Raw genomic sequence first — 23956 nt, 5'->3', positions numbered from 1 at the left:
CAAGTTCCCTCTTCAAACGCATCGGACGTGAAGATTCGGACCGCAAGTCCACCCCGAACATTCTTGGCATGAACGCTTCCAGCGGCTCCCGTCTCCCAGTACCACGGACTCAGGAGTAACCCCCACAAGGAGCCGCACACATGAGCATGAGAATGTCGCGCTTCGCAGCCTTGACCTCCTCGCTGTTACTCGCCGCGGGCGCCGCCCTGTTCGGCGCCGGCCAGGCCTCCGCCGCCGCCTCGGCGGACTTCGGCTACGTCGCCCTCGGCGACTCGTACTCCTCCGGCGTCGGCGCCGGCAACTACGACAGCGGGAGCGGCGACTGCAAACGCACCACCCGTGCCTACCCGGCCCTGTGGGCCGCCGCCCATTCCCCCCAGACCTTCTCCTTCACCGCCTGTTCGGGCGCCCGTACGGGTGATGTGCTCGCGGGTCAGCTCGGCCCGCTGAACTCCGGCACCGACCTGGTCAGCATCACCATCGGCGGCAACGACGCCGGCTTCGCCGACGTCATGACGACCTGTGTGCTCCAGTCGGAGTCCACCTGCGTCAGCCGCGTCAACCAGGCCAAGGCGTACGTCGACTCCACCCTCCCCGGCCAGCTCGACCAGGTCTACAACGCCATCCACTCCAAGGCGCCGAACGCCCGCGTGGTCGTCCTCGGCTATCCCCGCTTCTACAAGCTCAACGGGTCCTGCGTCACCGGCCTCACCGAGGGCGAGCGCACCGCCATCAACGGCGGTTCCGACTACCTGAACGCCGCCGTCGCCAAACGCGCCGCCAACCACGGCTTCGCCTTCGCCTCGGTGGCGGGCGCCTTCACCGGCCACGAGATCTGCTCCGGCGACGCGTGGCTGCACAGTCTCAACTGGCTCAACATCGGCGAGTCCTACCACCCGACCGCCGCCGGACACTCCGGCGGCTACCTGCCCGCCTTCACCAACGCGGCCTGACGCTCACTCGTCCAGTGCCTCGCCGTCGGCAGCCTGACCCGACTTCGTCGGGCCCGGTGACGCGGGCGGACCGGACGCGCCAGGCGTTCCGGGTGTTCCAGGGGAGGAGGCCCCGTCCGTCGGGGTCTCCTTCTCGCACGTCACGGAGAACTCCACCCAGTCCGAGGTGCTTTCCTCCGGCGCCCGGACCTCCAGCCGGACCGCGTCCTCGAAGGTCGCGCTCGCGAAGTACGTCAGCTCCGTGTACTCCAGCCTCCTGCTCGCGGGCCCGCCCGCCTCGTACGTGACGGACTGCCAGCCCGGTCCCGTGGTCACCCCGCTGCGCGTGGCCCAGCGGTACTCCAGCACGGCGGGCGTCCCGTCCACCTCCACGGTGGCGCCGAAGGCGGGCGCCCGGTCGGCCGGCGGCGGGCAGCTGCCGCTGTAGGTGTCCCGTACGGCCGTCACCGCGGACACGGTGACGTGCGGCGCGGGGGTGGCCGACGGGGAGGCGGAGGGGCTCGGGGAAGGCGACGGGCTCGCCGAAGGGGAGGCGGAGGGGGAGGCCGACTGCGAGGTGGTCGGAGCGTCCGTCGGGCTCTCGCCGCCGTCCCCGCCCGAGCCCTTGCGGTCCTGCAGTACCAGCCAGGCCAGCACGACCAGGGCCAGCGCCAGTACGAAGATGCCGGCCGTCAGTACCAGCCCGGCCCGCCCCCGTCGGGGCGGCTCCGGGGCGGGCCCCCGGGCCGCCGCGGGCCCGGACGCGGGCGTCGGCATCGGCAGCGGCATCCGCGGGGTCGGCCCGCCGGGCCCGCCGCGCGCGCCGTACCCACCGGGTCCGCCCTGCTCCTCGTGCCGGTGGGGCACGACCGCGGTCGGCGCATCCGGCCCCGACACCGGCCCGCCGAAGGCCCGTACGGTCCCGCCCGCGCCGATGATCCGCAGCATCCGGGCCGCCTCCGCCGCGGGCAGCCGCTCGGCGGGATCCTTGCGCAGCAGCCCCGCCAGTACGGGCTCCAGCGCGCCGGCCCGCCGCGGCGGCGGGAACTCCTCGTCCACCACCGCCCGCAGCGTGGACAGCGGGGTGTCGTGCCGGAAGGGCGAGACCCCCTCGACGGCCGCGTAGAGCATCACCCCGAGCGCCCACAGATCCGACTCGGGACCCGGCTCGCGCCCGAGCGCCCGCTCCGGCGCCAGGAACTCGGGGGAGCCGATCACCTCGCCCGTCATCGTGATGGAGGAGGAACCCTCCAGGCTCGCGATCCCGAAATCGCTCAGCACCACCCGGCCGTCATTGGCGATCAGCACATTGCCGGGCTTCACGTCCCGGTGCAGCACCCCCGCCTCGTGCGCGGAGCGCAGCGCGGCCAGCACCTGCTCGCCGATGTGCGCGGCCCGCTGCGGGGTGAGCGGCCCCTCGGCCTCCAGCACCTCCGCCAGGGTGAGCCCGCGCACCAGCTCCATCACGATCCAGGGCCGGCCGCCCTCGGTCGCCACGTCGTAGACCGTGACGACCCCGCGGTGCGAGACCCGGGCCGCGGCCCAGGCCTCCCGCTCCAGCCGCCGGTACATCCGGCTCACGTCGGCCTCGTCCAGCCCGGCCGGCGCCCGCACCTCCTTGACCGCCACCTCGCGGCCGAGCAGCTCGTCCCGGGCCCGCCACACGATGCCCATGCCGCCCCGGCCGAGCGGGCCCAGCAGGCGGTACCGGCCGGCGATGAGCCGCTCGCCGTCCGTCTCCCCATCCGAGCGAGCCTCATTCACGGGAGCCCCCAATGCGTTACCGACTGATCACTCCAAGTTAGCGCAGTGCGCGCTGAGTGACTCCCGCCGCGCAGGGAGTCCGCATGGCGCCGAAATTGTGCGGAGAGTAACTGTCGACTCCGCTGAGTAATCGTCAACTCCCCGTTGTGGTAGGGGTAATTCACACCACCGGGATACCCGAGCGCGACGCGGGGGCGATAGGGTTAACCTGCCCGGGCCGGGTGCCCTCGTACGGGTGGGGAGAGACATGGAACAGATAGCAATGCGCAGCAGGCCGCCTCGCGTGCCTGCCATCACCTGCGGCAGCAGCGCGACCAGCTCGCGCCTCGACCGCCACCTCGCCGTGCTGGGCGGCCCCGCCGTCCCGCACCGCGAGGCCGCCGAGGCGACGCTGCTGATGCGCGAGCTCACCTCCCGCGACCACACGCACCGTCTGCGGAGCCGGAGCGCGCGCGTCTCGCTCTTCGCGCCGCTGCGCCGTCTGCGTCGCACGCTCTTCGGCAGCCGCCGCTCGTAACTGTCCCCGAAGCAAAGCCGTTTCGTCCCGGCCTGATTCACCCGATCACACCGTCCCGGCGCAATGCCGCGATCTGTGCGCCCGTCATCCCCAAGGCGCCCAGCAGGACTTCGGTGTGCTCGCCGAGCGCGGGCACCGCACCCATGTGCGGTGCCGCGCCACCCGGCAGTCCGATGGGCGGCAGCAGAGCCCGCAGCGGACCGGCCGGCGACCCCACCTCCCGCCAGCGGTCCCGCGCCGCCAGCTGTGGATGCCCGGCCAGCCGGGCCACCGAGTTCAGCCGTGCGCAGGCCAGGCCCGCCGCCTCCAGTGCGGCGATCGCCTCGTCCGCGCCCAGCCGGACCAGCGCCTGGGCCACCACCGCGTCGGTCTTCTCCCGGTTCGCGGTGCGCGCCGCGTTCGTCGCGTACGCCGGGTTGAGCGCCAACTCCGGCCGCTGCAGGACCTGTTCGGTAAGACGACGCCACTCCCGGTCGTTCTGCACCGCCAGCAGCACCCGGTCGCCGTCCGCCGTCGGGTAGGCGTCGTAAGGGGCGATCACCGCGTGCGCCAGTCCGGTGCGTACCGGCTCCTGCCCGCCGTGCATCGTCAGGTGCAGCGGATGGCCCATCCACTCGGCGAGCGCGTCCAGCATCGACACCTCCACCCTGCCCCCGCGCCCCGTGGTGCCGCGCCGCAGCAGGGCCGCGAGCACCCCCGAGAAGGCGTACATGGCGGCCGCGATGTCCGCCGCCGGAATGCCCGCCTTGACGGGCTGCTCCGGGGTGCCGGTCACCGAGACCAGGCCCGCCTCGCACTGCACGAGCATGTCGTAGGCGCGCTTGTGGGCGTACGGGCCTTCGGCGCCGTAGCCGGAGACGTCCACCGCGACCAGCCGCGGATAGCGGGCGCACAGCGCCGCCGAGTCGAGCCCCAGCCGGGCGGCGGCCCCCTGGGCGAGGTTCTGCACGAACACGTCGGCGCCGTCGAGCAGCCCGTGCAGGATCTCCCGGCCGCGCGGGTCCTTCAGATCGAGCGCGATCGACTCCTTGCCCCGGTTGGCCCAGACGAAGTGGGAGGCCAGCCCGTGCGCGGCGGTGTCGTAGGCGCGCGCGAAATCACCGCCGTCGGGCCGCTCGACCTTGATGACGCGGGCTCCGAGGTCGGCGAGCTGGCGGGTGGCGAACGGGGCCGAGACGGCCTGTTCGACGGCGACGACGGTGATGCCGTCCAGGGGGAGGGGCTCGGTGGTGGTCATGGCGCCCTGCCTACCGGGTGGAGGGCGGTCTGTCACCCGTGTGCGGTGCGAAATGCACACTGATAATCCGTTTTACGTGCGTAAGGTACGGGCTCATCCGTCGACTCGTACAGAAGGGCCGCCCATGAGACGCCCGACCGCATCGATTCCGCGCTCCGCAGCCCGGCGGGCAGCGGTCGTCCTGACGGCGCTGCTGGCCGGGCTGGTGGTCATGGCCCCGCCCGCGGGCGCGGAGAGCCTCGCCCCGCACCCGCTGAACGTGAACGCCTCCAGCGCGAACGGCGTCGTGACGAGCGGCCCGGGCTGTTCCTCGGGGCCGCTCACCGACACCCGGCGGCTCACCGGCAGCTCCGCGCTCTCCGCCGGAGTGTTCTCGGCGCTGCCCTCCCAACTGGGCATCGACCTCCCGTTCCGGGTGGGCGGGACCCAAGCCGTGCTGGAGTCCACCGACGCGCGGGTGACCCTGACCAACGCCCGCGGCACCCTGACCCTCGCCCTGCAGAGCGGCAGCTGCGCCGCGCCGGGCCTGAGCTACAGCGGGACCTCGGTGACGGGCTCCGGGACCTGGACCGTCGTACCGGACGCCACCACGACCAACGCGTACCGGGGCGCCACGGGGTCGGGCACCTTCGCGATCCCGGCGGCCGCCGTCTCCGTCGGCACCGGCAAGGCATGGCAGCTCGCCCTCAGCGGTTCGATCACGGTCCTGCAGCCGCAGCTCGCCGTGACCCACCGCGCCTACTGGGGCGGGCCGCTCAACTACCTCTCCCGCACCCTCGGCGTCGAGTACCGGATCCGCAACACGGGACCCGGTGACGCCTTCGGGGTGGTGCTCACCGACGCCCTTCCCGCCGGCTCCGGGGTGACCCGGATCGGCCCGGTGCCGCAGGCGGTGGGTGCGCTGGCGGCGGGTGCCGAGAAGCAGGTGGTGGTCCGCTACCGGGTGTGCGGCCTCCTCGTGCTCAACTGCCGCTTCACGGCGGACGTCCAAGTGCTGCGCACCGACGCCCTGGACGACGGCGGCACCGAGTCCTTCCCGAGGACCGTCCAAGTGCCGTTGCTCCCGGTCCCCTAGTCCCAGCGCCGTTGCTCCCGGTCCCCTGGTCCGGGTCCCCTGGTCCGGGTCCCTGGTCCCGGTCCCTGCGTGCCGACCTCAGTCCCGGCCACGCGCGAACCTGCGCGTGGCCGGCGGCGCGAAGAGGGCCAGCAGCACGAGGGACCAGAGCAGCGCCCCCGCGACCGGGTGCGCGGCCGGCCAGGCGGCGCCCGCCGCGGCCTCGCCGCCCGCGTTCCCGCACAGCGTGCGCACGGCGGTGGCGACGGCGCTGATCGGATTCCACTCGGCGACCGCCCGCAGCCACCCGGGCAGCCCGGCGGTCGGCAGGTACGCGCTGGAGAGCATCGGCAGGACGAAGGTGGCGCTGCCGAGCTGGCCCGCCGCCTCCTCGCTCTTGCTCAGCAGCCCGAGGTACGTCCCCACCCACGCGGTCGCGAACCGGAACAGGAGCAGCACACCGAGGGCCGCGAGCGCGCCCCCGAGGCCGTTCTCGACCCGCCAGCCCATCGCCAGCCCCACCAGCATGAGCGGCACCATCGAGACCGCGGTGGTCAGCAGGTCCGCGGCCGTCTGGCCCAACGGCACGGCGGCCCGGCTCATCGGCAGGGTCCGCAGCCGGTCCATCACCCCGCGGTGGGCGTCCTGCGCGGCCGTGAACATCCCGGTCATCAGACCGTTCGCGGCGGTCGCGGCGAGCAGCCCCGGAACCAGGAACTCCCGGTACTCCGAGCCCGGCATGGCCAGCGCGCTGCCGAAGACGTACCCGAAGAACAGCAGCATGGTGACCGGCATGGTCTGGGTCAGGATCAGCAGCGCCGGCGCGTGCCGGGCCTTTTGCAGCTGGCGGGTCAGGACGGCGCCGCCGTCGGACAGCAGGGTGCTCATGCCGCGTGCTCCTGGTTCTGGTCGGCGTGCCGCCCGGGTTGCTCGGCCCGGCGGACCCGGGTGAGGCGCAGGAACACCTCGTCGAGGGTGGGCGGGCGCAGGCTCGCGTCGGTGACCGGGATCCCGGCGGCGTCGAGGGCGCGGATGATCGCGGGCAGGGTCAGGGCGCCGTCCGGGACGGTCACGCCGACGGTGAGGCGCTCCCCGTCCAGCGCGGGCCGGCCGCCGGTGAGCTGGTCGAGCACGACGGCCGCGCCCGCGAGCGCCTCGCGGGTGGTGACGGTGACCTCCGCGTGGGAGCCGAGCCGGGCCTTGAGCTCGGCCGGGGTGCCGCTGGCCGCGGTCCGGCCGCGGTCCACGACCACGATGTCGTCGGCGAGGCGGTCGGCCTCCTCCAGGTACTGGGTGGTGAGCAGCACGGTCGTGCCCTGGTCGGCGAGGGCTCGTACCGCGGTCCAGATCTGCTCGCGCGCCGCGGGATCCAGGCCCGTGGTGGGCTCGTCGAGGAACAGCACCCGGGGGTCGGTGAGGAGCCCCGCGGCCAGGTCGAGGCGCCGGCGCATCCCGCCCGACCAGGTGGACGCCACCCGGTCGGCGGCCTCGGCGAGGTCGAAGCGGTCCAGCAGCTCGTCGGCGCGGGTCCGGCCGGCTGCCCCGCGCAGTCCGGTGAGGCGGGCGAAGAGCCGGAGGTTCTCGCGGCCGGTCAGGTCGCCGTCGACCGAGGCGTACTGGCCGGTGACCCCGATGGCGCGGCGGACGGCGGCGGGTTCGCGGGTGACGTCGTGGCCGGCGACCAGGGCGCGGCCGCCGGTGGGCGCGGTCAGGGTGGCGAGGATCCGGACGGCGGTGGTCTTGCCCGCGCCGTTCGGGCCGAGGAGGCCGCAGACCGTGCCTTGGGGGACGGCGAGGTCGAGGCCGCGCAGGGCGTGGACGTCCCCGTAGCGCTTCTCCAGACCCTCACTAAGTACAGCGTACGTAGTAGTCATGTGCGGCACCCTACCGCACTACGTACGCCGTACGTAACTAGGATGGTGATCCATGGACGTGAAGAGGTCGCGAGGGCGACGAGAGCGACGAGGCGATGCGCGATGACGACCGGTGACCGCGCCACTGAACCCGCGGTGATCTGGGCCCGCCCGCAGCGGGCCGGCCGCGGCCCCCGGCCCGCGCACAGCCGCGACTCGATCGCGGCCGAGGCGGTGCGGATCGCGGACGCGGAGGGCATCGAAGCCGTCTCCATGCGGCGCGTGGCGGCAGGCATCGGCGCCGGGACGATGTCCCTGTACAACTACGTCCCCCGCAAAGAGGACCTGTACGAGCTGATGGTCGACGCCGTCAGCGCGGAGTACGAGCTGACCCCGCCCACCGGCGACTGGCGCGCCGACCTGCTGGCGCTGGCGCGCCAGACGCGGCAGCTGATGCAGCGCCACCCCTGGCTGCCCCGGCTGCTGAGCCCGGTCCACGGCTTCAGCCCGAACGCCCTGCGGTACCTGGAGCACAGCCTCGCCTGCCTGGCGCCGCTGGAGGCGTCCGACGGCGAGAAGCTGGAGCTGATCGCCGCGATCAACGGCACGGTGGCCACGTACGTGGCGGGCGAGCTGGCGCTGGCCGAGCGGAGCCGCCAACTCCCCTGGAGCGAGGCCGAGGAGCAGGGCGTACGGGCGGCCTGGCTCGGCTCCCGGCTGGCGACGGGGGAGTACCCGCACCTCGCGGCGGCGCTCGCCTCGGCCACGCCGGTCACCACCGCGGGACCGGACCTGACCGCGGCCTTCGACCGCTCGATGGCCCGGCTGCTGACGGCGTGGGGGTCCTGACCTCCGGCCCTGATTTCCCGGCCCTGATTTCCCGGACTACAGCAGGGCGAACTGGCCGCCCGGGCCCTCCTCCTGGTGGTCCAGCACCGAAGCCGGGCGCCGGGCCCAGCGCGGCGGCGGCAGCACCCCGGCCGCCCGCAGCCCGGCGGGGGCCAGCGGCGGCCCGGGGCTGAACCGCGCCCGCTCGGGGGCCAGGTCGGCCAGCAGGGCCAGGGTCGTGACCAGGGCAAGGAGCTCCGAGGTCCAGTGCTGCGGCCACTCGGCCGGGCCCAGCGCCTCCAGCCCGTCGGCCTCCGGGTCGCGGTGGGCCCGGCGGGCCGCGAGCCAGGCCTCCAGCACCCGGGCGCCCTGGACCTCGTACTCCCAGGCCGCGGCCGGGACGGGGGAGACGGTCCCGCTCCCGAGGCTCAGCGTCTCGCTCTGCGGGTCGTACGCCGCCTCGTGCGGCCACGCCGCGAGCGCGGAGCGGACGTACGGCCGGCGCCCGCCGGGCAGCCGGGGCGCCTCCCCGCCGCGGGCGCCGCGCAGCTGGACGGTGAGCAGCCGGTGGCCCAGCTCCAGGCCGGCGCGCCAGTGGCCGGGGTCCGCGGTGAGCGGGACCTCGTAGCCCCGCGGCCCGGGGCGGCCCGCGGCGAGGATCCAGCACAGCACGTCCTCGGGGGTGACCCAGCCGCCGTAGTGCTCGCCGAGCAGCGGCAGCAGCCCGGGGGCGAGATTGGGCTCGGCGCCCCCGGGGCGCCGGTGCAGCGGGCGGATCCGGCCGAGCCGGCCGGCCGGGAGATGGGCGGTGACCAGCAGTTCCGGCACCTCGACGGCGAAGAGCTGGTGCTCGTCGAGGACCCGCCACAGCTCCGGCCGGGCCGTGTCGATCAGCCGCTGGTCGGGCAGGAGCCACTGCTCGTCGAAGGGCTCGCGCAGCACCCGTACGGGCTCGGGGCAGGGGCCGGGCGTGTCCGCGAACCGGGCCGTGGAGCCGGCCCGCTGCCCCGGGAGCGCCGCCGCGCCGGCGGCGGGCGTACGGCTGCGGGTCGGCCGGAACAGCCGCTCCCGCTCCGCTCCTTCGGCGCCGGCCAGGGCGGTCCAGCGGGCGCGCAGGGCGGCCGGGTCGGGGGCGGCCACCCAGGACCGCCCCAGGCGCAGGCCGTCGACGGCCCAGGGCATCAGATCGTCAAGCAGCGGTACGTCAGCGCTCACCCGGCGATGGTAGCGACGCCGCCCGGCGGCCGGGCTGTGTCCAGGCCGGAGAGCTACGCTCGTGATGTACCCGAATGTTCCGATCGAGGAGACGGTCATGAGTCAGTACGACGAATACTCGACTCCCTCACAGGCCGAAGGCGAGCGGCTCGACGAGGACATGGACGAAAGGCAGCGCGACCAGCGCCACCACCCCGAGACGATGCGCACCACGCCGTCCCAGGCGGAGGGCGAGCGCCGCGCGGAGGAGGACGAGAAGTAGCCGGGCCGACGGGCTCATCTAACCGGCCCGTCGGTCGGTCGGCCCGTCGGTCGGCCCGTCGGCCCGTCGGCCCGTCGGCCCGTCGGTCGGTCGGTCGGTCAGTGGGCGTCGACGGTGACCGTGAAGGAAAAGCGGTCGCCGCGGTAGCGGATCCGCGCCACGTCCACCGCCCTGCCGTCCTTGTCGTACGTCACGCCCGTGTAGTGCAGGATCGGGCTGAGCAGCGGGACCTGGAGCAGCTCGGCCGTCACCGGGTCGGCCAGCCGGGCCTCGACGGTGTCGGTGATCCGGCTGATCCGGACCCCGACGATGTCACGCAGCACCTTGGTCATCGGCCAGCGCTCCAGATCGCCCAGTTCGATGGCTTCCGCCAGTTCCGGCAGGACCGCGTTCTCCGCCCAGTTGGTCGGCTCGCCGCTCTCGCTGTCGTGGCGGAGCCTGCGGTACGAGACCACCTCGGCCGTGTCCGGGAAGTGCTCCAGCAGCTCCCCGGACACCGCCGTCCGCTCATGGCCGAGAATCGTCGTACGGTCACCCGACTGCTGCGCCACGATCGCGTCGACCGAGCCCAGCAGCCGTACCGGGGCCCCGCGCATCGCGGCCGGCTCGATGAAGGTGCCGCGCCGCCGGTGGCGGCTGATCAGGCCCTCGCCCTCCAGCTCCTTGAGCGCCTGCCGCATGGTCAGCACGCTCACCCCGTAGTGCTCGGCGAGCCGCTCCTCGGTGGGCAGGCGCAGCGAGGCGTCCGGGGTGCGCCCCAGTATGGAGGCGCGCAGCGACTGGGAGACCTGGTACCAGAGCGGCAGCTTCCGGTTCAGGACCAGCGAGTCGGGGGCGAAGGCGGTCACGGGTGGTTCTCCATGCGGCTGGACAGGGGGCGTGCTGCGCATATTAGGCGCGGAAGTGGCGCTGGAGACCCTGCCAGACGTCGTCGTACGCGGGCTGGAGGTGGTCCGCGCCGGCCGCCTGGGCGGTGGCGGTGATCGGCCAGCGGGTCTCGAACATGAAGGCCAGTCCGTCGTCGATCTTCTGCGGCTTCAGCTCGGCGGCGCTCGCCCGGTCGAAGGTCTCCCGGTCGGGGCCGTGCGCGGACATCATGTTGTGCAGCGAGCCGCCGCCGGGGACGAAGCCCTCGGCCTTGGCGTCGTAGGCGCCCTCGATCAGGCCCATGTACTCGCTCATCACGTTCCGGTGGAAGTACGGCGGGCGGAAGGTGTCCTCACCGACGAGCCAGCGCGGGGCGAAGACCACGAAGTCCACCCCCGCCAGGCCCGGGGTGTCGGAGGGCGAGGTCAGCACGGTGAAGATCGACGGGTCGGGGTGGTCGTAGCTGATGGAGCCGATCACGTTGAAGCGGCGCAGGTCGTAGACGTACGGGACGTGCGTGCCGTGCCAGGCGACGACGTCGAGCGGGGAGTGGTCGTAGGTCGCCGACCAGAGGTTGCCGCAGAACTTGTTGACCACCTCGGTGGGGCGGTCGGTGTCCTCGTACGAGGCGACCGGGGCCCGGAAGTCACGGACGGCGGCGAGCCCGTTGGCGCCGATCGGGCCCAGGTTCGGCAGCTCGAAGGGCTGGCCGTAGTTCTCGCAGACGTAGCCGCGGGCGGGGGCCGAGGACTCGTCGTCCGCGTCGAGGAGCTCGACGCGGAAGCGGACGCCGCGCGGGATCAGGGCCATCTCGCCGGGACTGGCGCTGAGCAGCCCGAACTCGGTGCGCAGCAGCAGTCCGCCGCGCTCCGGGACGATCAGCAGCTCGCCGTCGGAGCTGCTGAACACCCGGTCGGTCATCGAGGAGTTGGCGGCGTAGAGGTGGATGGCCATGCCGGCGCGCTGGGTCGCGTCGCCGTTGCCGCCCAGGGTCCACAGGCCGGCCAGGAAGTCGGTGCCGGGGGCCGGCTCGGGCAGCGGGTTCCAGCGGAGCCGGTTGGGGTCGGGAACCGTCTCGGTGAACGGCGCGGTGCGCAGTGCGCCGTTGTCGGTCCGGGCGAAGGGCGGGTGCGCGGCCGACGGGCGGATCCGGTAGAGCCACGAGCGGCGGTTGTGGCTGCGGGGCTCGGTGAACGCGCTGCCGCTGAGCTGCTCCGCGTACAGGCCGAGGGGCGCGCGCTGGGGTGAGTTCCGGCCGAGCGGGAGCGCGCCGGGGACGGCCTCCGAGCTGTGCTCGTTGCCGAAGCCGGTGAGGTACTCCAGCCCCTGCGCCGTCTTCCTGGCCTGCTCGCTCATGGCTGCTCCCGCTCTGTCGGAGGTCTCTCGGGGACCGTCAAGGAATCCTATGGCTGACAGTAGGATTCCCCGCCCCGCACGTCAACGACGGCTTTCGGCAGCCCGCCCGAAATGTTGCCGCGGCTGGTGGCGCGACGACCGTTGCTACAGACCGCTCCCTGACTGACCGCTGCGACAGACCGCTGTGGCAGACCGCTGTGCCTGGCTGCCTGTGACAGACCGCTGCGCCTGACCGCGGTGACTGATTGCCGCGAGGGGGGATCCCAAAAGATGAACATTGCTCTACTCTCTCGCGCATGTCGTGGACCCGCAGGTTTCCTGCCGTGCCGGCGGTGCTCCTCGCCGCCCTTCTCGCGCTCTTGTCCCTCCTCGTCGCGGCGCCCCCCGCCGGCGCGCACGAGGAGCGCCCCGTCACCCTCCCGGACGGCACCGGCTCCGTACCGCAGTACCGCCAGGCGGAGCCGGACCTGGTCGTCTGCAAAAGCGACCGGCCCGCCTTCGAGCGCCGGATAGCCGCCTTCCCCGAGGAGCTCAGGCAGCGCAACCTCGCCCTGTACGAGCGGTGCGAGAAGAGCGGCTACCGCCACCTGCAGGAAGCCGTGGACGCCGTCGACCGGCCGGGGATGAACATCGCGATCCTCCCCGGCCTCTACGAGGAGGAGCCCTCGCTCCCCAAGCCGACGGGCGAGTGCGCCTCGCTCAAGGCCCCCAACTCCTCGCTCGGCTACCAGATCCTGTCGTACGAGCAGCAGGCCGCCTGCCGCCACAACCAGAACCTCGTCGCCATCCTCGGCAAGACCGACCTCCAGATCGAGGGCACCGGCGCCACCCGCCTCGACGTCGTCATCGACGCCAAGTACCAGAAGCTGAACGCGATCCGGGCCGACAAGTCCAACGGCATCTACTTCCGCAACTTCACCGTGCAGCGCACCACCTTCAACTCGCTGTACGTCCTCGCGGGCGACGGCTTCGTCATCGACGACGTGCTCAGCCGCTGGAACGACGAATACGGCTTCCTGACCTTCGCCAGCGACCACGGGCTCTACAAGAACTGCGAGTCGTACGGGAACGGCGACTCCGGCATCTACCCCGGCAGCGCCTCCAACATCAACGACGGCCGCGGCTACGACGTCCCGCGCTACTCCATCGAGATCACCGGCTGCCGCAGCCACCACAACATGGTCGGCTACTCCGGCACGGCGGGCGACTCGGTGTGGGTGCACGACAACGAGTTCGACCAGAACATGGGCGGCGCCTCGATGGACAGCGCCTTCCCCGGACACCCCGGACTCCCGCAGAACCACGCCAAGTTCGAGCGGAACCTGATCCACGACAACAACGCGGACTACTACCACCACGTCGCCGACGGCACCTGCGCCAAACCGCCCGTCGAGCGCGGCTACGAGCAGGGCGTCGTCTGCCCGCAGATCTCCATGCCGCCGGGCACCGGCATCATCACCGCCGGAGGCAACTGGAACCTGTACGAGAACAACTGGGTGTACGGGCACAAGCGCGCGGGCTTCTTCCTCAGCGCGGTGCCGGCCTTCATCCGCGGTGAGGAGTCCTGGGACAAGCAGACCGACACCTCCCACCACAACCGCTACGCCGCCAACATCCTCGGCAAGGACAAGTCCGGAGCCTCCCGCCCCAACGGCATGGACGTCTGGTGGGACGGCCAGGGCCGCGGCAACTGCTGGCAGTCGGGCCCGGACGGCTCGACCCCCGGCACGCTGCCCCGGTGCGGGGACCGGCGCGGCTCGGTCTCCGGGGCCTCGGCCCGCCTCGTGGGCGAGCCGGTGAAGCTGGCCCAGCTCCTCGTCTGCGCCGACTACAGCGTCCAGGCGCGCAAGCTCCCGGCCGGCTGCGACTGGTACGGCGCCCGGGGCCTGGAGCGGGTGGAGACCCAGATCGCCCTTGCCGTCGCGGCCGTGCTGCTGCTGGTCGGCGGCCTGCTGTGGTGGCGCCGCCTGCGCACCTCGCGCCTGGGCACCGCGGCCTTCCTGCTGGGCCTCGCGGGACTGGCCCTGGACGTGTCCGGCTCCACGATGTCCCTGGTCGGCACCCCCGTCCCGGCGCTGGGGCTGCTGTGCCTGGGCCTGTGGTGGACCGGTACCGGCGTCGCCCTGAACCCCACCCGCCCCTGGCTGGCGCGGCTGAGCCTGCTGCTCGGGGCACTGACCCTGCTCGACGCCTTCGACAAGGCCGTCCTGATGATCCCCTGGATCCCGCTGAGCCCCGCCTGGATACGCGCCCTGGTGGCCGTGTTCTGGGTGCTGTGGGCGGTCGTCGCCGCGGCCCGCCCGGGCGCCGACACCCCGGCCCGCCCCGCCGGCCCGGGCGAGGACCCGGCCGGCGACCGCGCCCCGGTCCCGGCCGGCCCCGCCCCCGCCCTGAGCGCCGAGTCCCAGGCCGGCCCCGACACCACCACGGGCGGTGCGCCGTGACCGACCACCCCGAGGACCGCATCCGGTGCGACGCCTGCGGTACGCCGCCCCGCCGCCGCAGGGGTGCGCGCAGCGCCCGCAGCGCCCGCACCGCGGCCCTGCTCGCCCTGGTCCTGCTGCTCACCGGCGGCGCGGCGGCCGGCTGCGGCGGGCGGGCCACCACCCACCACAAGCCCGGCACCAGCCACGAGCAGGCCTCCGGCAGCACGGGCACCCTCCTGACCACCGACGACGGCGCCGGCCACCGGCTCCGTCAGGTCCCGGCCGAGGGCGCGCCGGAGGTGCGGGTCGCCGCCCGCCCGGACTCCGAGGACGGCTGGAACCTCCAGCTGACCGTGCGGAACTTCAACTTCACCCCCGACAGCACCGGCGGCGCCGCCCTCCCGGGCGCCGGCCACGCGCACCTGGAGCTGGACAGCCGCAAACTGGCCCGCCTGTACGGACCCTGGTACCACCTCCCCGCGGCGCAGGTGCCCGAGGGCACGCACACCCTGACCGTCCGCCTCTACGCGGACGACCACACCGCCTGGGCCGTCGCCGGCAAGCCGGTCGAGGGCACGCTCCAGCTCACCGCCGGCCCCCCGGGCACGACCGGCCACAGCCACACCCCGGCCGCATCCGAGCCCGCTTCCACTCCCGCTGGCACATCCGCGTCCCCGCCCGCGGAAGCGCAGGCCGATCGCACGGTCACCCTCACCGTCCGGGACGGGAAGGTCACCCCCGCCCCGGGCCGCATCGAGCTGAAGCGCGGCGAACGCCTCGCCCTGCGGGTCACCAGCGACCGCGCGGACACCCTCCACGTCCACGGCTTCGACAAGGAACTCGCCCTGCCGGCAGGCCAAGAGGCCACCCTGGTCCTGACGGCCGACCGCACGGGCCTCTTCGAGGTCGAGACCCACGAGTCCGACCTCGTCCTGACCCAGCTCCTCGTCCGATGACCACGCTCCCGGCGGTGGGCGGCGGCCGGGGCGTGGTCCTTCACCCGGCCGATCCGTCCACCGTGCTCGCCCACGGCATCGGGTCCCAGCACGATCTGCCCATCTCTCCCTTCTATGCCTTCGCCGGCGCCTTCACCGCGCTCTTCGTCTCCTTCCTCGCGCTCGGCCTGCTCTGGTCCACCTCCCGCTTCCGCGGCGACCGCTCCGGCCTCGCCCTGCCCGCCGGGCTTCAGCGGGTGGCCGACGCGCCGGCCACCCGCACCACCCTGCGCGGGCTCGGCCTCACAGCCGCGCTCGCGGTCCTCCTGTACCTCCTCCTCGGTCCCGACGACCCCGCCCGCAACCCCGCTCCCGGCGCCGTCTACGTCCTGCTCTGGGTCGGACTCGTCCCCGCCTCCCTCCTCCTCGGCCCCGTCTGGCGCCTGCTCAACCCGCTCCGCGCTGTGCACGGCCTCCTCTCCCGGGCGCGGCCCCCCGGCGACCGCCCCCTGCCCGCCCGGCTCGGCCAATGGCCCGCCGCCGCCGGGCTGTTCGCCTTCACCTGGCTCGAACTCGTCTCTCCCGAACCCGCCTCCACCACCACCCTTCTGATTGCCCTCACCCTCTACGCCACCGCCCAGCTGCTGCTCGCCGCCCGCTTCGGCGAGCGCTGGTTCGCCGACGGAGACGCCTTCGAGGTGTACTGCGGCCTCCTGGCCCGGCTCTCCCCGCTCGGCCGTCGCAGCGACGGCCGCCTGGTTCTCCGTAACCCCTTCCACGGACTCGACGCGACGCCCGAGCGGCCCGGACTCGTCGCCACCGTCTGCGTCCTGCTCGGATCCACCGCCTACGACGGCTTCTCGGACAACCCCTCGTGGATCAACGCGATCCAGACCTCCCCCCTCGGCCGCACCCCCACGGCCACCCTCGGACTCCTCGGCTCCATCGCCCTCGTCGCCGCCCTCTACTGCCTCTGCGCGGCGGCCACCCGTCTCGTCAGCGGCCCGCACCCCGGCCCGCTGACGGCCTTCGCGCACTCACTCGTGCCGATCGCGGTCGGCTATCTCATCGCCCACTACTTCTCCCTCCTGGTAACCGCAGGACCACGCACAGTGAGCATCGCACTCGGCACTGACAATGCCTCGGAACCCTTGCCACCACTGGCCCCGGGGGCCCTCGCCGCCCTCCAGGTCATCGCCGTGGTCACCGGTCATGTGCTCGGCGTGATCGCGGCCCACGACCGCTCCGTCCGCCTCTTCCCGCCCGCGAAAGCCATCGCCGGGCAGCTCCCGCTGCTCGCGCTGATGATCACGTACACGGTCGGCGGACTCAGCCTCCTGCTGAACTGAACTGACTTAATTGAATTGCACCGAACCGAGCCCGGCGCCCCCCGCCATGACCCGGCGCGACCCAGGAGCGGCATGATGGACCACGTGCCCCCAGACCATCCCCTGCGCCGTGCGCCGATCCAGCAGCGCAGCGCCGACCGGCTCGCCCGGATCCTCGACGCCTGCGCGGAGCTCCTGGACGAGACCGGGTACGAGCACCTCAGCACCCGGGCCGTCGCCCTGCGCGCCGGCGTGCCCATCGGCTCCGTCTACCGCTTTTTCGGCAACAAGCGAGCCATGGCCATCGCCCTGGCCCACCGCAATCTCGACCAGTACGCCGAAGGCATCGCCGAGCGGCTCGCCGACCTCCCGGCCACCGACTGGCGGCCCGTCGTGGACGCCGTACTGGACGAGTACCTGGCCATGAAGCGCAGCGTCCCCGGCTTCGCCCTGGTCGACTTCGGCGTCCCCGCGCCGCCTGCCGAAGGTCCGGCCTCCGACCCCAACAACCTGGTCGCGGGCCGCCTCACCGGGCTGCTCAGCGCGCACCTCGGCCTCACCCGGGACGCCGCTCTCGAGCGGGCCGTCCTGGTCGCGGTCGAGGCGACCGACGCACTGATCCAGCTGGCCTTCCGCAACGACCCGGCAGGCGACCCCGACATCGTGGCCGAGACCCGCGCGATGATGCACGCCTACCTCGCCCGCGTCCTGGACTGAGCCCGTCGCCCGCTTCCCGCTTGCGTCCGCCGCCCGCATTGTCCGTCCCTGGCGACCTCCCGCGCCGCTCGGTCGGCGCCGCACACCCCTCCCCACCGTGCCTACCGGTCGGTATGCTCGGTGCGCCCGCGTGCCCGTGCCGCAGCCTGCCGCCCCTGGAGGGCCCATGCCCCGCACCGCCCTTCGCATCTGCCCCCTGTGTGAAGCCACCTGCGGCCTCACCCTCACCATCGAAGGCACCACCGTCACCGGCGCCCGCGGCGACCGCGACGACGTCTTCAGCCAGGGGTTCATCTGTCCCAAGGGCGCGGCCTTCGGCGCGCTCGACTCCGACCCCGACCGGCTGCGCACCCCCCTCGTACGCCGTGACGGCCGACTGCGCGAAGCGACCTGGGAGGAGGCGTACGACGCCATCGCCGCCGCCGTACCCGCCCTCGTACGGGAGCACGGGGCGCAGGCGGTCGGCGTGGTCCTCGGCAACCCGAACGTCCACACCATGGCCGGCCACCTCTACCCGCCGCTGCTCCTCAAGTCCCTGGGCACGCGCAACCTGTTCACCGCCAGCACCCTTGACCAGATGCCCAAGCACGTCTCCAGCGGACTGCTCTTCGGGGACCCCTTCGCCATCCCGGTGCCCGACCTCGACCGCACCGACTTCCTGCTGCTCCTCGGCGCCAACCCGGTCGAGTCCAACGGCTCCCTGTGCACCGCCCCCGACTTCCCCGGCCGGCTCAAGGCGCTGCGCGCCCGCGGCGGCACCCTCGTGGTCGTCGACCCGCGCCGCACCCGCACCGCCAAGCTTGCCGACCGGCACCTCGCGCCGCGCCCCGGCAGCGACGCGCTGCTGTTGGCCGCCCTCGCGCACACCCTGATCGAGGAGGGACTCACCGCCCCCGGGGCGCTGCGGGAACAGACCGAGGGATTCGGGGAACTCGCCGACGCGCTCGGCAGTTTCACTCCTGAGGCCGTTGCCCCCGCCTGCGACCTCACGGCCACCGAGATCCGCGAGCTCGCCCGCGACCTCGCGGCCGCGCCGACCGCCGCCGTCTACGGGCGGATCGGCAGCTGCACCGTGGAGTACGGCACGGTCGCCAGCTGGCTCGTCGACGTACTGAACATCCTCACCGGCAACCTCGACCGGCCGGGCGGAGCCCTCTTCCCGCTCCCGGCCGCCGGCCCGCGGCCCCGCTCCGCCGGGCCGGGCAAGGGCTTCAGCCTCGGCCGTTGGCACAGCCGGGTCAGCGGCCACCCCGAAGCCAAGGCCGAACTGCCCATCGCCGCCCTGGCCGAGGAGATCGAGACCCCGGGGGAGGGGCGCATCCGCGCCCTGATCTCCATCGCGGCGAATCCCGTGCTGTCCGCCCCCGACGGCCGGCGGCTCGACGCGGCCCTGGCCGGGCTCGACTTCATGGTCAGCATCGACCCGTATCTCAACGAGACCTCGCGCCACGCCCATGTCGTGCTGCCCCCGCCGCCGCCTTCCCAGAGCGCGCACCACGACTTCGCCTTCAACGCCTTCGCCATCCGCAACCAGGTGCGCTACACCCGCCCCGCCGTGCCCCTGGAAGCGGACCGGCTCGACGAGTGCGAGATCCACGCCCGCCTCGTGCTCGCCGTCTCCGGCATGCACGGCGCCGCGGGCCCGGCCGCCGTGGACGAACTCGCCATCCAGGCCGCCCTCGGCAAGGAGACCGCCGATCCCGGCTCGCCGCTGCACGGCCAGGACCCCGCGCGCCTCGCCGGGCTCCTGACGGGCGAGAGCGGCCCGGAGCGCCGCCTCGACCTGATGCTCCGACTGGGGCCGTACGGAGACAGGTTCGGCGCGGGCGCGGGCACGGGCGCGGGAGCAGGTGACGGCGGGGACGAGGGTGAGAGTGCGGCCGAGGGGGCGCAGACGCCGGGCCTGAGCCTGGAGCGGCTGCTCGCGTATCCGCACGGCATCGACCTGGGGCCGCTGCGGTCCCGGCTCCCGGGCGTGCTGCGGACCCGCAGCGGCAGGATCGAGCTGCTGCCGGAACCGATCGCGGCCGAGCTCCCCAGGCTGCGCGCGGCGCTCGCCGACCGCCCCGCCGCCCTGGTGCTCGTGGGCCGCCGCCATCTGCGGTCCAACAACAGCTGGTTGCACAACGTCCCGGCCCTGGTCGGAGGTTCCAACCGCTGCACCCTGCAGGTCCATCCGGCGGATGCGGGGCGGCTCGGCCTCACCGACGGCGGCCGCGCCCGAGTCAGCGGCGACGGCGGCAGCCTGGAGGTGCCGGTGGAGATCACCGACGCCGTCCGCACCGGAGTGGTCAGCCTCCCGCACGGCTGGGGCCACGACCGGGCGGGGGTCCGGCTCTCGGTGGCCGCCGCCTCGCCCGGCGTCAACGTCAACCAGCTCCTCGACGGCACCCTGCTCGACCCGCTCTCCGGCACGGCGGTGCTCAACGGATTCCCCGTGGTGCTGACACCCCTGCCCTGAGCTGGGGTTTTGCTCGTATTGCTCACGCGCAGACGTCTTGTTGGCACAAGGAGACGACACCTACCTTCCCTGCATGCTGACCTTCCTCGGATTCGCCATGATCGCGGCCTTCCTGGTCCTGATCATGATGAAGAAAATGTCGCCCATCGCGGCGCTCGTGCTCATCCCCGCGCTCTTCTGCGTGTTCGCCGGGCGGGGCGCGCACCTGGGCGACTACGTCATCGACGGCGTCGGCAAACTCGCGCCGACCGCCGCGATGCTGATGTTCGCCATCGTCTACTTCGGCGTGATGATCGACGTCGGCCTCTTCGACCCGGTCGTGCGCGGGATCCTGCGGTTCTGCAAGGCCGACCCGATGAGGGTCGTGGTCGGCACCGCGGTCCTCGCCGCGATCGTCTCCCTCGACGGCGACGGCTCGACCACCTTCATGATCACCGTCTCGGCCATGTACCCGCTCTACAAGCGGCTCGGCATGAGCCTCGTGGTCATGACGGGCGTGGCCGCCACCGCCAACGGCGTCATGAACACCCTGCCCTGGGGCGGCCCGACGGCGCGCGCCGCCACCGCCCTCAAGCTCGACGCGGCCGACATCTTCGTCCCGATGATCCCGGCCCTCGCGGCCGGCCTGGTCTTCGTCTTCATCCTCGCCTACGTCCTCGGGCTGAAGGAACGCCGCCGCATCGGCACCCTCGTGCTCCCGGTGGACGCCGAGCCCGAGCTGGTCCCCGCCGCGGCGGGCGCGGGCACGGGCGGCACCGGAGCAGGCGCGGGATCCGGTTCCGGATCCGGTTCCGGGTCTGGATCCGCCGCGGCCGCGGACCACGCCGACACCCCGGCCACCCCGAGCCCGGCCACCCACGCCCCGGCCGCCCCCGGCTCGGAAAGCGGCGGCTCGGACGGCGACGGCTTCCAGGGCCTCGACCCGCACCGCGCCACCCTCCGCCCGCGCCTCTACTGGTTCAACGCCGCCCTCACCGTGGCCCTCCTCACCGCGATGATCATGGAGCTGCTCCCCATTCCGGTGCTCTTCCTGCTCGGCGCCGCCCTCGCCCTCACCGTCAACTTCCCCCACATGCCGGACCAGAAGGCCCGGATCGCCGCCCACGCGGACAACGTCCTCAACGTCGCTGGCATGGTCTTCGCCGCGGCCGTCTTCACCGGCGTCCTCACCGGCACCGGCATGGTCAAGCACATGGCGGACTGGCTCGTCGGCGCCATCCCCGAGGGCATGGGCCCGCACATGGCCCTGGTCACCGGCCTGCTGAGCCTGCCCCTCACCTACTTCATGTCCAACGACGGCTTCTACTTCGGCGTCCTGCCCGTCCTCGCCGAGGCCGGCGCCGCCCACGGCGTCTCCCCTCTGGAGATCGCCCGCGCCTCCCTGGTCGGCCAGGCCCTGCACATGTCCAGCCCGCTGGTTCCGGCCGTCTACGTCCTCGTCGGCATGGCCAAGGTCGAGTTCGGCGACCACACCCGCTTCACGGTGAAATGGGCGGCCCTGACCTCTCTGGTCGTCCTTGCGGCAGGGATGCTTTTCGGCATCATCTGATGGCCGCGGCCCCTGGCGCCCGCAAAACTACCGCCGCTAGTTTGTAGGGTGTCCGCGAGGTCCAGGCGCGTACTCGGGAGGAAAGCCATGAAGGCTCACGACGGGATGTACATCGGCGGCGAGTGGCGGCCCGCCGCCGGACGCGACCGGATCGAGGTCGTGAACCCGGCCGACGAACAGGTCATCGCCGGGGTCCCGGCCGGCACCGCCGAGGATGTCGACGCGGCCGTACGGGCCGCCCGTGCGGCCCTGCCCGGCTGGGCGGCCACGGCTCCGGCCGAGCGGGCCGCCCTGATCGGGGCCCTGCGCGACGTACTGGTCGCCCGCAAGAGCGAGATCGCCGAGACCGTCACCGCCGAGCTGGGCTCCCCGCTGGGATTCTCGGAGATGGTGCACGTCGGGGCGCCGATCGCGGTGGCCTCCTCCTTCGCCGAGCTCGGGGCCTCGTACGCCTTCGAGGAGCGGATCGGGAACTCCACCGTGCTGCTGGAGCCGGTCGGCGTCGTCGGGGCCATCACGCCCTGGAACTACCCGCTGCACCAGATCGTTGCAAAGGTGGCGCCCGCTCTCGCCGCCGGCTGCACCCTCGTTCTCAAGCCCGCCGAGGACACCCCGCTGACCGCACAACTCTTCGCCGAAGCCGTGCACGAGGCGGGGATCCCGGCCGGGGTCTTCAACCTGGTGACCGGCACCGGCCCGGTCGCCGGCCAGGCACTGGCCGCCCACGAGGGAGTCGACCTCGTCTCCTTCACCGGCTCCACCGCCGTCGGCAAGCAGATCGGCGCCACGGCCGGCGCCGCCGTCAAGCGGGTCGCCCTCGAACTGGGTGGCAAATCGGCCAATGTCATCCTGCCCGGCGCCGACCTGGCCAAGGCCGTCGCGGCAGGCGTGGGCCACGTCATGAACAACTCCGGCCAGAGCTGCAACGCGCTCACCCGCATGCTCGTCCACCGCGACCAGTACGAGGAGGCCGTCTCGCTCGCGGCCGCCGCCGTCGCCAAGTACCCCTCCGGCGACCCCCGCGACCCGGGCACCCGCCTCGGCCCGGTGATCAACGCCAAGCAGCGCGACCGCGTGCGCGGCTTCATCGCCAAGGGCGTCGAGGAGGGCGCGCGCCTCGTCGCGGGCGGTCCCGAGGCGCCGCACGAGCAGGGGTACTTCATCGCCCCGACCGTGTTCGCCGACGTCACCCCCGAGATGACCATCGCCCAGGAGGAGATCTTCGGCCCCGTGCTGTCGATCCTCCCGTACGAGGACGAGGACGAGGCCCTGAGCATCGCCAACGGCACCGTGTACGGCCTCGGCGGAGCCGTCTGGGCGGCCGACGAGGAGACGGCCGTGGCCTTCGCCCGCCGCATGGACACCGGCCAGGTGGACATCAACGGCGGCCGGTTCAACCCGCTCGCGCCCTTCGGCGGCTACAAGCAGTCGGGCGTCGGCCGCGAGCTGGGCCCGCACGGCCTGGCCGAGTACCTCCAGACCAAGTCCCTGCAGTTCTGAGACGGAGAAGACGACCATGGTCCGCGCCGCCATCCTGCCCGCCGTCGGAGCCCCGCTGGAGATACGGGAGATCGTGCTGCCCGATCCCGGCCCGGGGCAGGTCCGGGTCCGGCTCACCGCCGCCGGGGTCTGCCACTCAGACCTCTCCCTCACCAACGGCACCATGCGCGTCCCCGTCCCCGCCGTACTCGGGCACGAGGGCGCGGGCACGGTGCTGGCCGTGGGCGAGGGGGTCACACACGTCGCCCCGGGTGACGGGGTGGTGCTCAACTGGGCCCCGTCCTGCGGGGAGTGCCACCACTGCTCGATCGGCGAGGTCTGGCTCTGCGCCCAGGCCCTCACCGGGGTCGGCGCCGTCTACGCCCACGACGCGCAGGGCACCGAGCTGCACCCCGGGCTGAATGTGGCCGCCTTCGCCGAGGAGACGGTCGTCGCGGCCAACTGCGTGCTGCCCGCCCCCGCCGGGATCCCGCTCGCCGAAGCCGCACTGCTCGGCTGCGCCGTCCTGACCGGATACGGGGCCGTCCACCACAGCGCCCAGGTCCGCGCGGGCGAGTCGGTGGCCGTCTTCGGCGTCGGCGGCGTGGGACTCGCGGCCATCCAGGCCGCCCGGATCGCGACGACGGGTCCGGTCGTGGCCGTGGACGTCTCGCCGGCCAAGGAGGAACTGGCCCGCGCGGCCGGGGCCTCCGAGTTCGTGCTCGCCTACGACACCACCGCCAAACAGATCCGCGCCCTCACCGGCGGACAGGGCGCGGACGTCGCCATCGAGTGCGTGGGGCGCGCCGAGACCATCCGCGGAGCCTGGGAGTCCACCCGCCGCGGCGGCCGCACCACGGTCGTCGGCATCGGCGGCAAGGAGCAGCAGGTCACCTTCCACGCGCTGGAGATCTTCCACTTCGCCCGCACCCTGACCGGTTGCGTCTACGGCAACAGCGACCCTGCCCGCGACCTCCCGGTGATCGCCGAGCACATCCGCGCCGGCCGCCTCGACCTCGGCGCCATGGTCACCGACCGCATCACCCTGGACGGGATACCGGCCGCCTTCGACGCGATGCTCGCGGGCAAGGGCGGCCGCTCGCTGGTCGTCTTCTGACCCCGGGCTCCAGGGCCCCGGCCCCCGGAGCCCCCGGGCCCTCCCACCGCCTGACGGGC

20 protein-coding genes and 1 pseudogene are annotated in these 23956 nt (G+C 73.4%); 13 read left to right on the top strand and 8 right to left on the bottom strand.

The genetic code is table 11. From position 1 onward, the window contains the following. The first annotated feature begins 146 nt into the window (after positions 1-146). A complete protein-coding gene (locus ACFWBF_RS10795; RefSeq protein WP_385598550.1) occupies positions 147-953 on the top strand; it encodes an SGNH/GDSL hydrolase family protein in 807 nt (268 codons plus the stop codon). Positions 954-956: 3 nt separating this feature from the next. Here the strand turns inward: ACFWBF_RS10795 and ACFWBF_RS10790 are convergent, their stop codons facing one another. Beyond that, entirely contained in the window at positions 957-2696 is a 1740-nt protein-coding gene (locus tag ACFWBF_RS10790) for a serine/threonine-protein kinase (RefSeq protein WP_385598415.1), read from the bottom strand. A 247-nt stretch (positions 2697-2943) separates the two neighbouring features. Here ACFWBF_RS10790 and ACFWBF_RS10785 point away from each other — a divergent pair, with 247 nt between their 5' ends. Further along, positions 2944-3213 carry a hypothetical protein gene (locus tag ACFWBF_RS10785; protein WP_172671376.1) on the top strand — a complete coding sequence of 90 codons (270 nt, stop codon included), beginning with the start codon at positions 2944-2946 and terminating at the stop codon, positions 3211-3213. 37 nt (positions 3214-3250) lie between these two features. On the opposite strand, the gene ACFWBF_RS10780 is transcribed toward ACFWBF_RS10785, so the two are convergent. After that, the gene (locus ACFWBF_RS10780; RefSeq protein ID WP_385598411.1) at positions 3251-4450 is read right to left on the bottom strand and encodes a CaiB/BaiF CoA transferase family protein; all 1200 of its coding nucleotides are present in this window, start codon (positions 4448-4450) and stop codon (positions 3251-3253) included. 124 nt (positions 4451-4574) lie between these two features. Between ACFWBF_RS10780 and ACFWBF_RS10775 the strand changes: the two genes are divergently transcribed. Then, a complete protein-coding gene (locus ACFWBF_RS10775; protein WP_385598408.1) occupies positions 4575-5525 on the top strand; it encodes a hypothetical protein in 951 nt (316 codons plus the stop codon). A gap of 78 nt (positions 5526-5603) precedes the next feature. Here the strand turns inward: ACFWBF_RS10775 and ACFWBF_RS10770 are convergent, their stop codons facing one another. Together ACFWBF_RS10770 and ACFWBF_RS10765 are read right to left on the bottom strand one after the other, a co-directional pair. Continuing rightward, positions 5604-6392 (bottom strand): ABC transporter permease, encoded by a 789-nt coding sequence (locus tag ACFWBF_RS10770; protein ID WP_385598405.1) that lies wholly within the window; start codon positions 6390-6392, stop codon positions 5604-5606. Then, positions 6389-7378: an ATP-binding cassette domain-containing protein gene (locus tag ACFWBF_RS10765; protein ID WP_385598402.1), complete on the bottom strand. Its 990-nt coding sequence runs from the start codon at positions 7376-7378 to the stop codon at positions 6389-6391. Before ACFWBF_RS10765 ends, ACFWBF_RS10770 begins: the two co-directional genes overlap by 4 nt. A gap of 102 nt (positions 7379-7480) precedes the next feature. On the opposite strand from ACFWBF_RS10765, the gene ACFWBF_RS10760 reads away from it, so the two are divergent. Then, positions 7481-8206 carry a TetR/AcrR family transcriptional regulator gene (locus ACFWBF_RS10760; protein WP_385598400.1) on the top strand — a complete coding sequence of 242 codons (726 nt, stop codon included), beginning with the start codon at positions 7481-7483 and terminating at the stop codon, positions 8204-8206. A 36-nt stretch (positions 8207-8242) separates the two neighbouring features. On the opposite strand, the gene ACFWBF_RS10755 is transcribed toward ACFWBF_RS10760, so the two are convergent. Then, positions 8243-9367, bottom strand: coding sequence for a type ISP restriction/modification enzyme (locus ACFWBF_RS10755; RefSeq protein ID WP_385598547.1), 1125 nt, complete (start codon positions 9365-9367; stop codon positions 8243-8245). A gap of 130 nt (positions 9368-9497) precedes the next feature. Between ACFWBF_RS10755 and ACFWBF_RS10750 the strand changes: the two genes are divergently transcribed. Further along, positions 9498-9662 carry a hypothetical protein gene (locus ACFWBF_RS10750; RefSeq protein WP_385598397.1) on the top strand — a complete coding sequence of 55 codons (165 nt, stop codon included), beginning with the start codon at positions 9498-9500 and terminating at the stop codon, positions 9660-9662. Positions 9663-9676: 14 nt separating this feature from the next. On the opposite strand, the pseudogene ACFWBF_RS10745 reads toward ACFWBF_RS10750, so the two are convergent. The 3 genes and pseudogenes from ACFWBF_RS10745 to hmgA form a co-directional block, all read right to left on the bottom strand. Next, positions 9677-9748: pseudogene (locus ACFWBF_RS10745) on the bottom strand (hypothetical protein); the annotation flags it as partial. A gap of 12 nt (positions 9749-9760) precedes the next feature. Further along, on the bottom strand, positions 9761-10510 hold the full coding sequence (locus ACFWBF_RS10740; protein ID WP_385598394.1) for a GntR family transcriptional regulator: 750 nt from the start codon (positions 10508-10510) through the stop codon (positions 9761-9763). Positions 10511-10553: 43 nt separating this feature from the next. Further along, entirely contained in the window at positions 10554-11885 is a 1332-nt protein-coding gene (gene hmgA / locus ACFWBF_RS10735; protein ID WP_385598391.1) for a homogentisate 1,2-dioxygenase, read from the bottom strand. Positions 11886-12181: 296 nt separating this feature from the next. On the opposite strand from hmgA, the gene ACFWBF_RS10730 reads away from it, so the two are divergent. The 8 genes from ACFWBF_RS10730 to ACFWBF_RS10695 all read left to right on the top strand — a co-directional run bounded on the left by ACFWBF_RS10730 (position 12182) and on the right by ACFWBF_RS10695 (position 23897). After that, positions 12182-14329: a right-handed parallel beta-helix repeat-containing protein gene (locus tag ACFWBF_RS10730; protein ID WP_385598389.1), complete on the top strand. Its 2148-nt coding sequence runs from the start codon at positions 12182-12184 to the stop codon at positions 14327-14329. 98 nt (positions 14330-14427) lie between these two features. Beyond that, positions 14428-15267 (top strand): cupredoxin domain-containing protein, encoded by an 840-nt coding sequence (locus tag ACFWBF_RS10725; RefSeq protein WP_385598544.1) that lies wholly within the window; start codon positions 14428-14430, stop codon positions 15265-15267. After that, positions 15264-16595, top strand: coding sequence for a hypothetical protein (locus ACFWBF_RS10720; RefSeq protein ID WP_385598386.1), 1332 nt, complete (start codon positions 15264-15266; stop codon positions 16593-16595). Before ACFWBF_RS10725 ends, ACFWBF_RS10720 begins: the two co-directional genes overlap by 4 nt. Before the next feature lie 75 nt (positions 16596-16670). Continuing rightward, positions 16671-17291, top strand: a complete 621-nt coding sequence (locus ACFWBF_RS10715; RefSeq protein ID WP_385598542.1) for a TetR family transcriptional regulator — start codon at positions 16671-16673, stop codon at positions 17289-17291. A 166-nt stretch (positions 17292-17457) separates the two neighbouring features. Then, positions 17458-19752, top strand: a complete 2295-nt coding sequence (locus ACFWBF_RS10710) for a molybdopterin oxidoreductase family protein (RefSeq protein ID WP_385598385.1) — start codon at positions 17458-17460, stop codon at positions 19750-19752. A 73-nt stretch (positions 19753-19825) separates the two neighbouring features. After that, a complete protein-coding gene (locus ACFWBF_RS10705; RefSeq protein ID WP_385598382.1) occupies positions 19826-21301 on the top strand; it encodes a CitMHS family transporter in 1476 nt (491 codons plus the stop codon). Positions 21302-21388: 87 nt separating this feature from the next. Continuing rightward, complete coding sequence (locus ACFWBF_RS10700) at positions 21389-22801, top strand: aldehyde dehydrogenase family protein (RefSeq protein ID WP_385598379.1); 1413 nt, start codon at positions 21389-21391, stop codon at positions 22799-22801. 16 nt (positions 22802-22817) lie between these two features. Further along, positions 22818-23897: a Zn-dependent alcohol dehydrogenase gene (locus ACFWBF_RS10695; protein ID WP_385598376.1), complete on the top strand. Its 1080-nt coding sequence runs from the start codon at positions 22818-22820 to the stop codon at positions 23895-23897. Positions 23898-23956: the final 59 nt, after the last annotated feature.

Source organism: Streptomyces sp. NPDC060028, from assembly GCF_042736725.1.
In the GTDB taxonomy this organism is placed as follows: domain Bacteria; phylum Actinomycetota; class Actinomycetes; order Streptomycetales; family Streptomycetaceae; genus Streptomyces.
This window is presented reverse-complemented; position numbering and strand designations above follow the sequence as displayed.

Bases quoted from the DNA above. Each gene is read 5' to 3' on its own strand.
- ACFWBF_RS10795 (WP_385598550.1), top strand. From the start codon at position 147: ATGAGAATGTCGCGCTTCGCAGCCTTGACCTCCTCGCTGTTACTCGCC.
- ACFWBF_RS10785 (WP_172671376.1), top strand. From the start codon at position 2,944: ATGGAACAGATAGCAATGCGCAGCAGGCCGCCTCGCGTGCCTGCCATC.
- ACFWBF_RS10780 (WP_385598411.1), bottom strand. From the start codon at position 4,450: ATGACCACCACCGAGCCCCTCCCCCTGGACGGCATCACCGTCGTCGCC.
- ACFWBF_RS10775 (WP_385598408.1), top strand. From the start codon at position 4,575: ATGAGACGCCCGACCGCATCGATTCCGCGCTCCGCAGCCCGGCGGGCA.
- ACFWBF_RS10770 (WP_385598405.1), bottom strand. From the start codon at position 6,392: ATGAGCACCCTGCTGTCCGACGGCGGCGCCGTCCTGACCCGCCAGCTG.
- ACFWBF_RS10765 (WP_385598402.1), bottom strand. From the start codon at position 7,378: ATGACTACTACGTACGCTGTACTTAGTGAGGGTCTGGAGAAGCGCTAC.
- ACFWBF_RS10760 (WP_385598400.1), top strand. From the start codon at position 7,481: ATGACGACCGGTGACCGCGCCACTGAACCCGCGGTGATCTGGGCCCGC.
- ACFWBF_RS10755 (WP_385598547.1), bottom strand. From the start codon at position 9,367: ATGCCCTGGGCCGTCGACGGCCTGCGCCTGGGGCGGTCCTGGGTGGCC.
- ACFWBF_RS10750 (WP_385598397.1), top strand. From the start codon at position 9,498: ATGAGTCAGTACGACGAATACTCGACTCCCTCACAGGCCGAAGGCGAG.
- hmgA (WP_385598391.1), bottom strand. From the start codon at position 11,885: ATGAGCGAGCAGGCCAGGAAGACGGCGCAGGGGCTGGAGTACCTCACC.
- ACFWBF_RS10730 (WP_385598389.1), top strand. From the start codon at position 12,182: ATGTCGTGGACCCGCAGGTTTCCTGCCGTGCCGGCGGTGCTCCTCGCC.
- ACFWBF_RS10720 (WP_385598386.1), top strand. From the start codon at position 15,264: ATGACCACGCTCCCGGCGGTGGGCGGCGGCCGGGGCGTGGTCCTTCAC.
- ACFWBF_RS10715 (WP_385598542.1), top strand. From the start codon at position 16,671: ATGGACCACGTGCCCCCAGACCATCCCCTGCGCCGTGCGCCGATCCAG.
- ACFWBF_RS10710 (WP_385598385.1), top strand. From the start codon at position 17,458: ATGCCCCGCACCGCCCTTCGCATCTGCCCCCTGTGTGAAGCCACCTGC.
- ACFWBF_RS10705 (WP_385598382.1), top strand. From the start codon at position 19,826: ATGCTGACCTTCCTCGGATTCGCCATGATCGCGGCCTTCCTGGTCCTG.
- ACFWBF_RS10700 (WP_385598379.1), top strand. From the start codon at position 21,389: ATGAAGGCTCACGACGGGATGTACATCGGCGGCGAGTGGCGGCCCGCC.
- ACFWBF_RS10695 (WP_385598376.1), top strand. From the start codon at position 22,818: ATGGTCCGCGCCGCCATCCTGCCCGCCGTCGGAGCCCCGCTGGAGATA.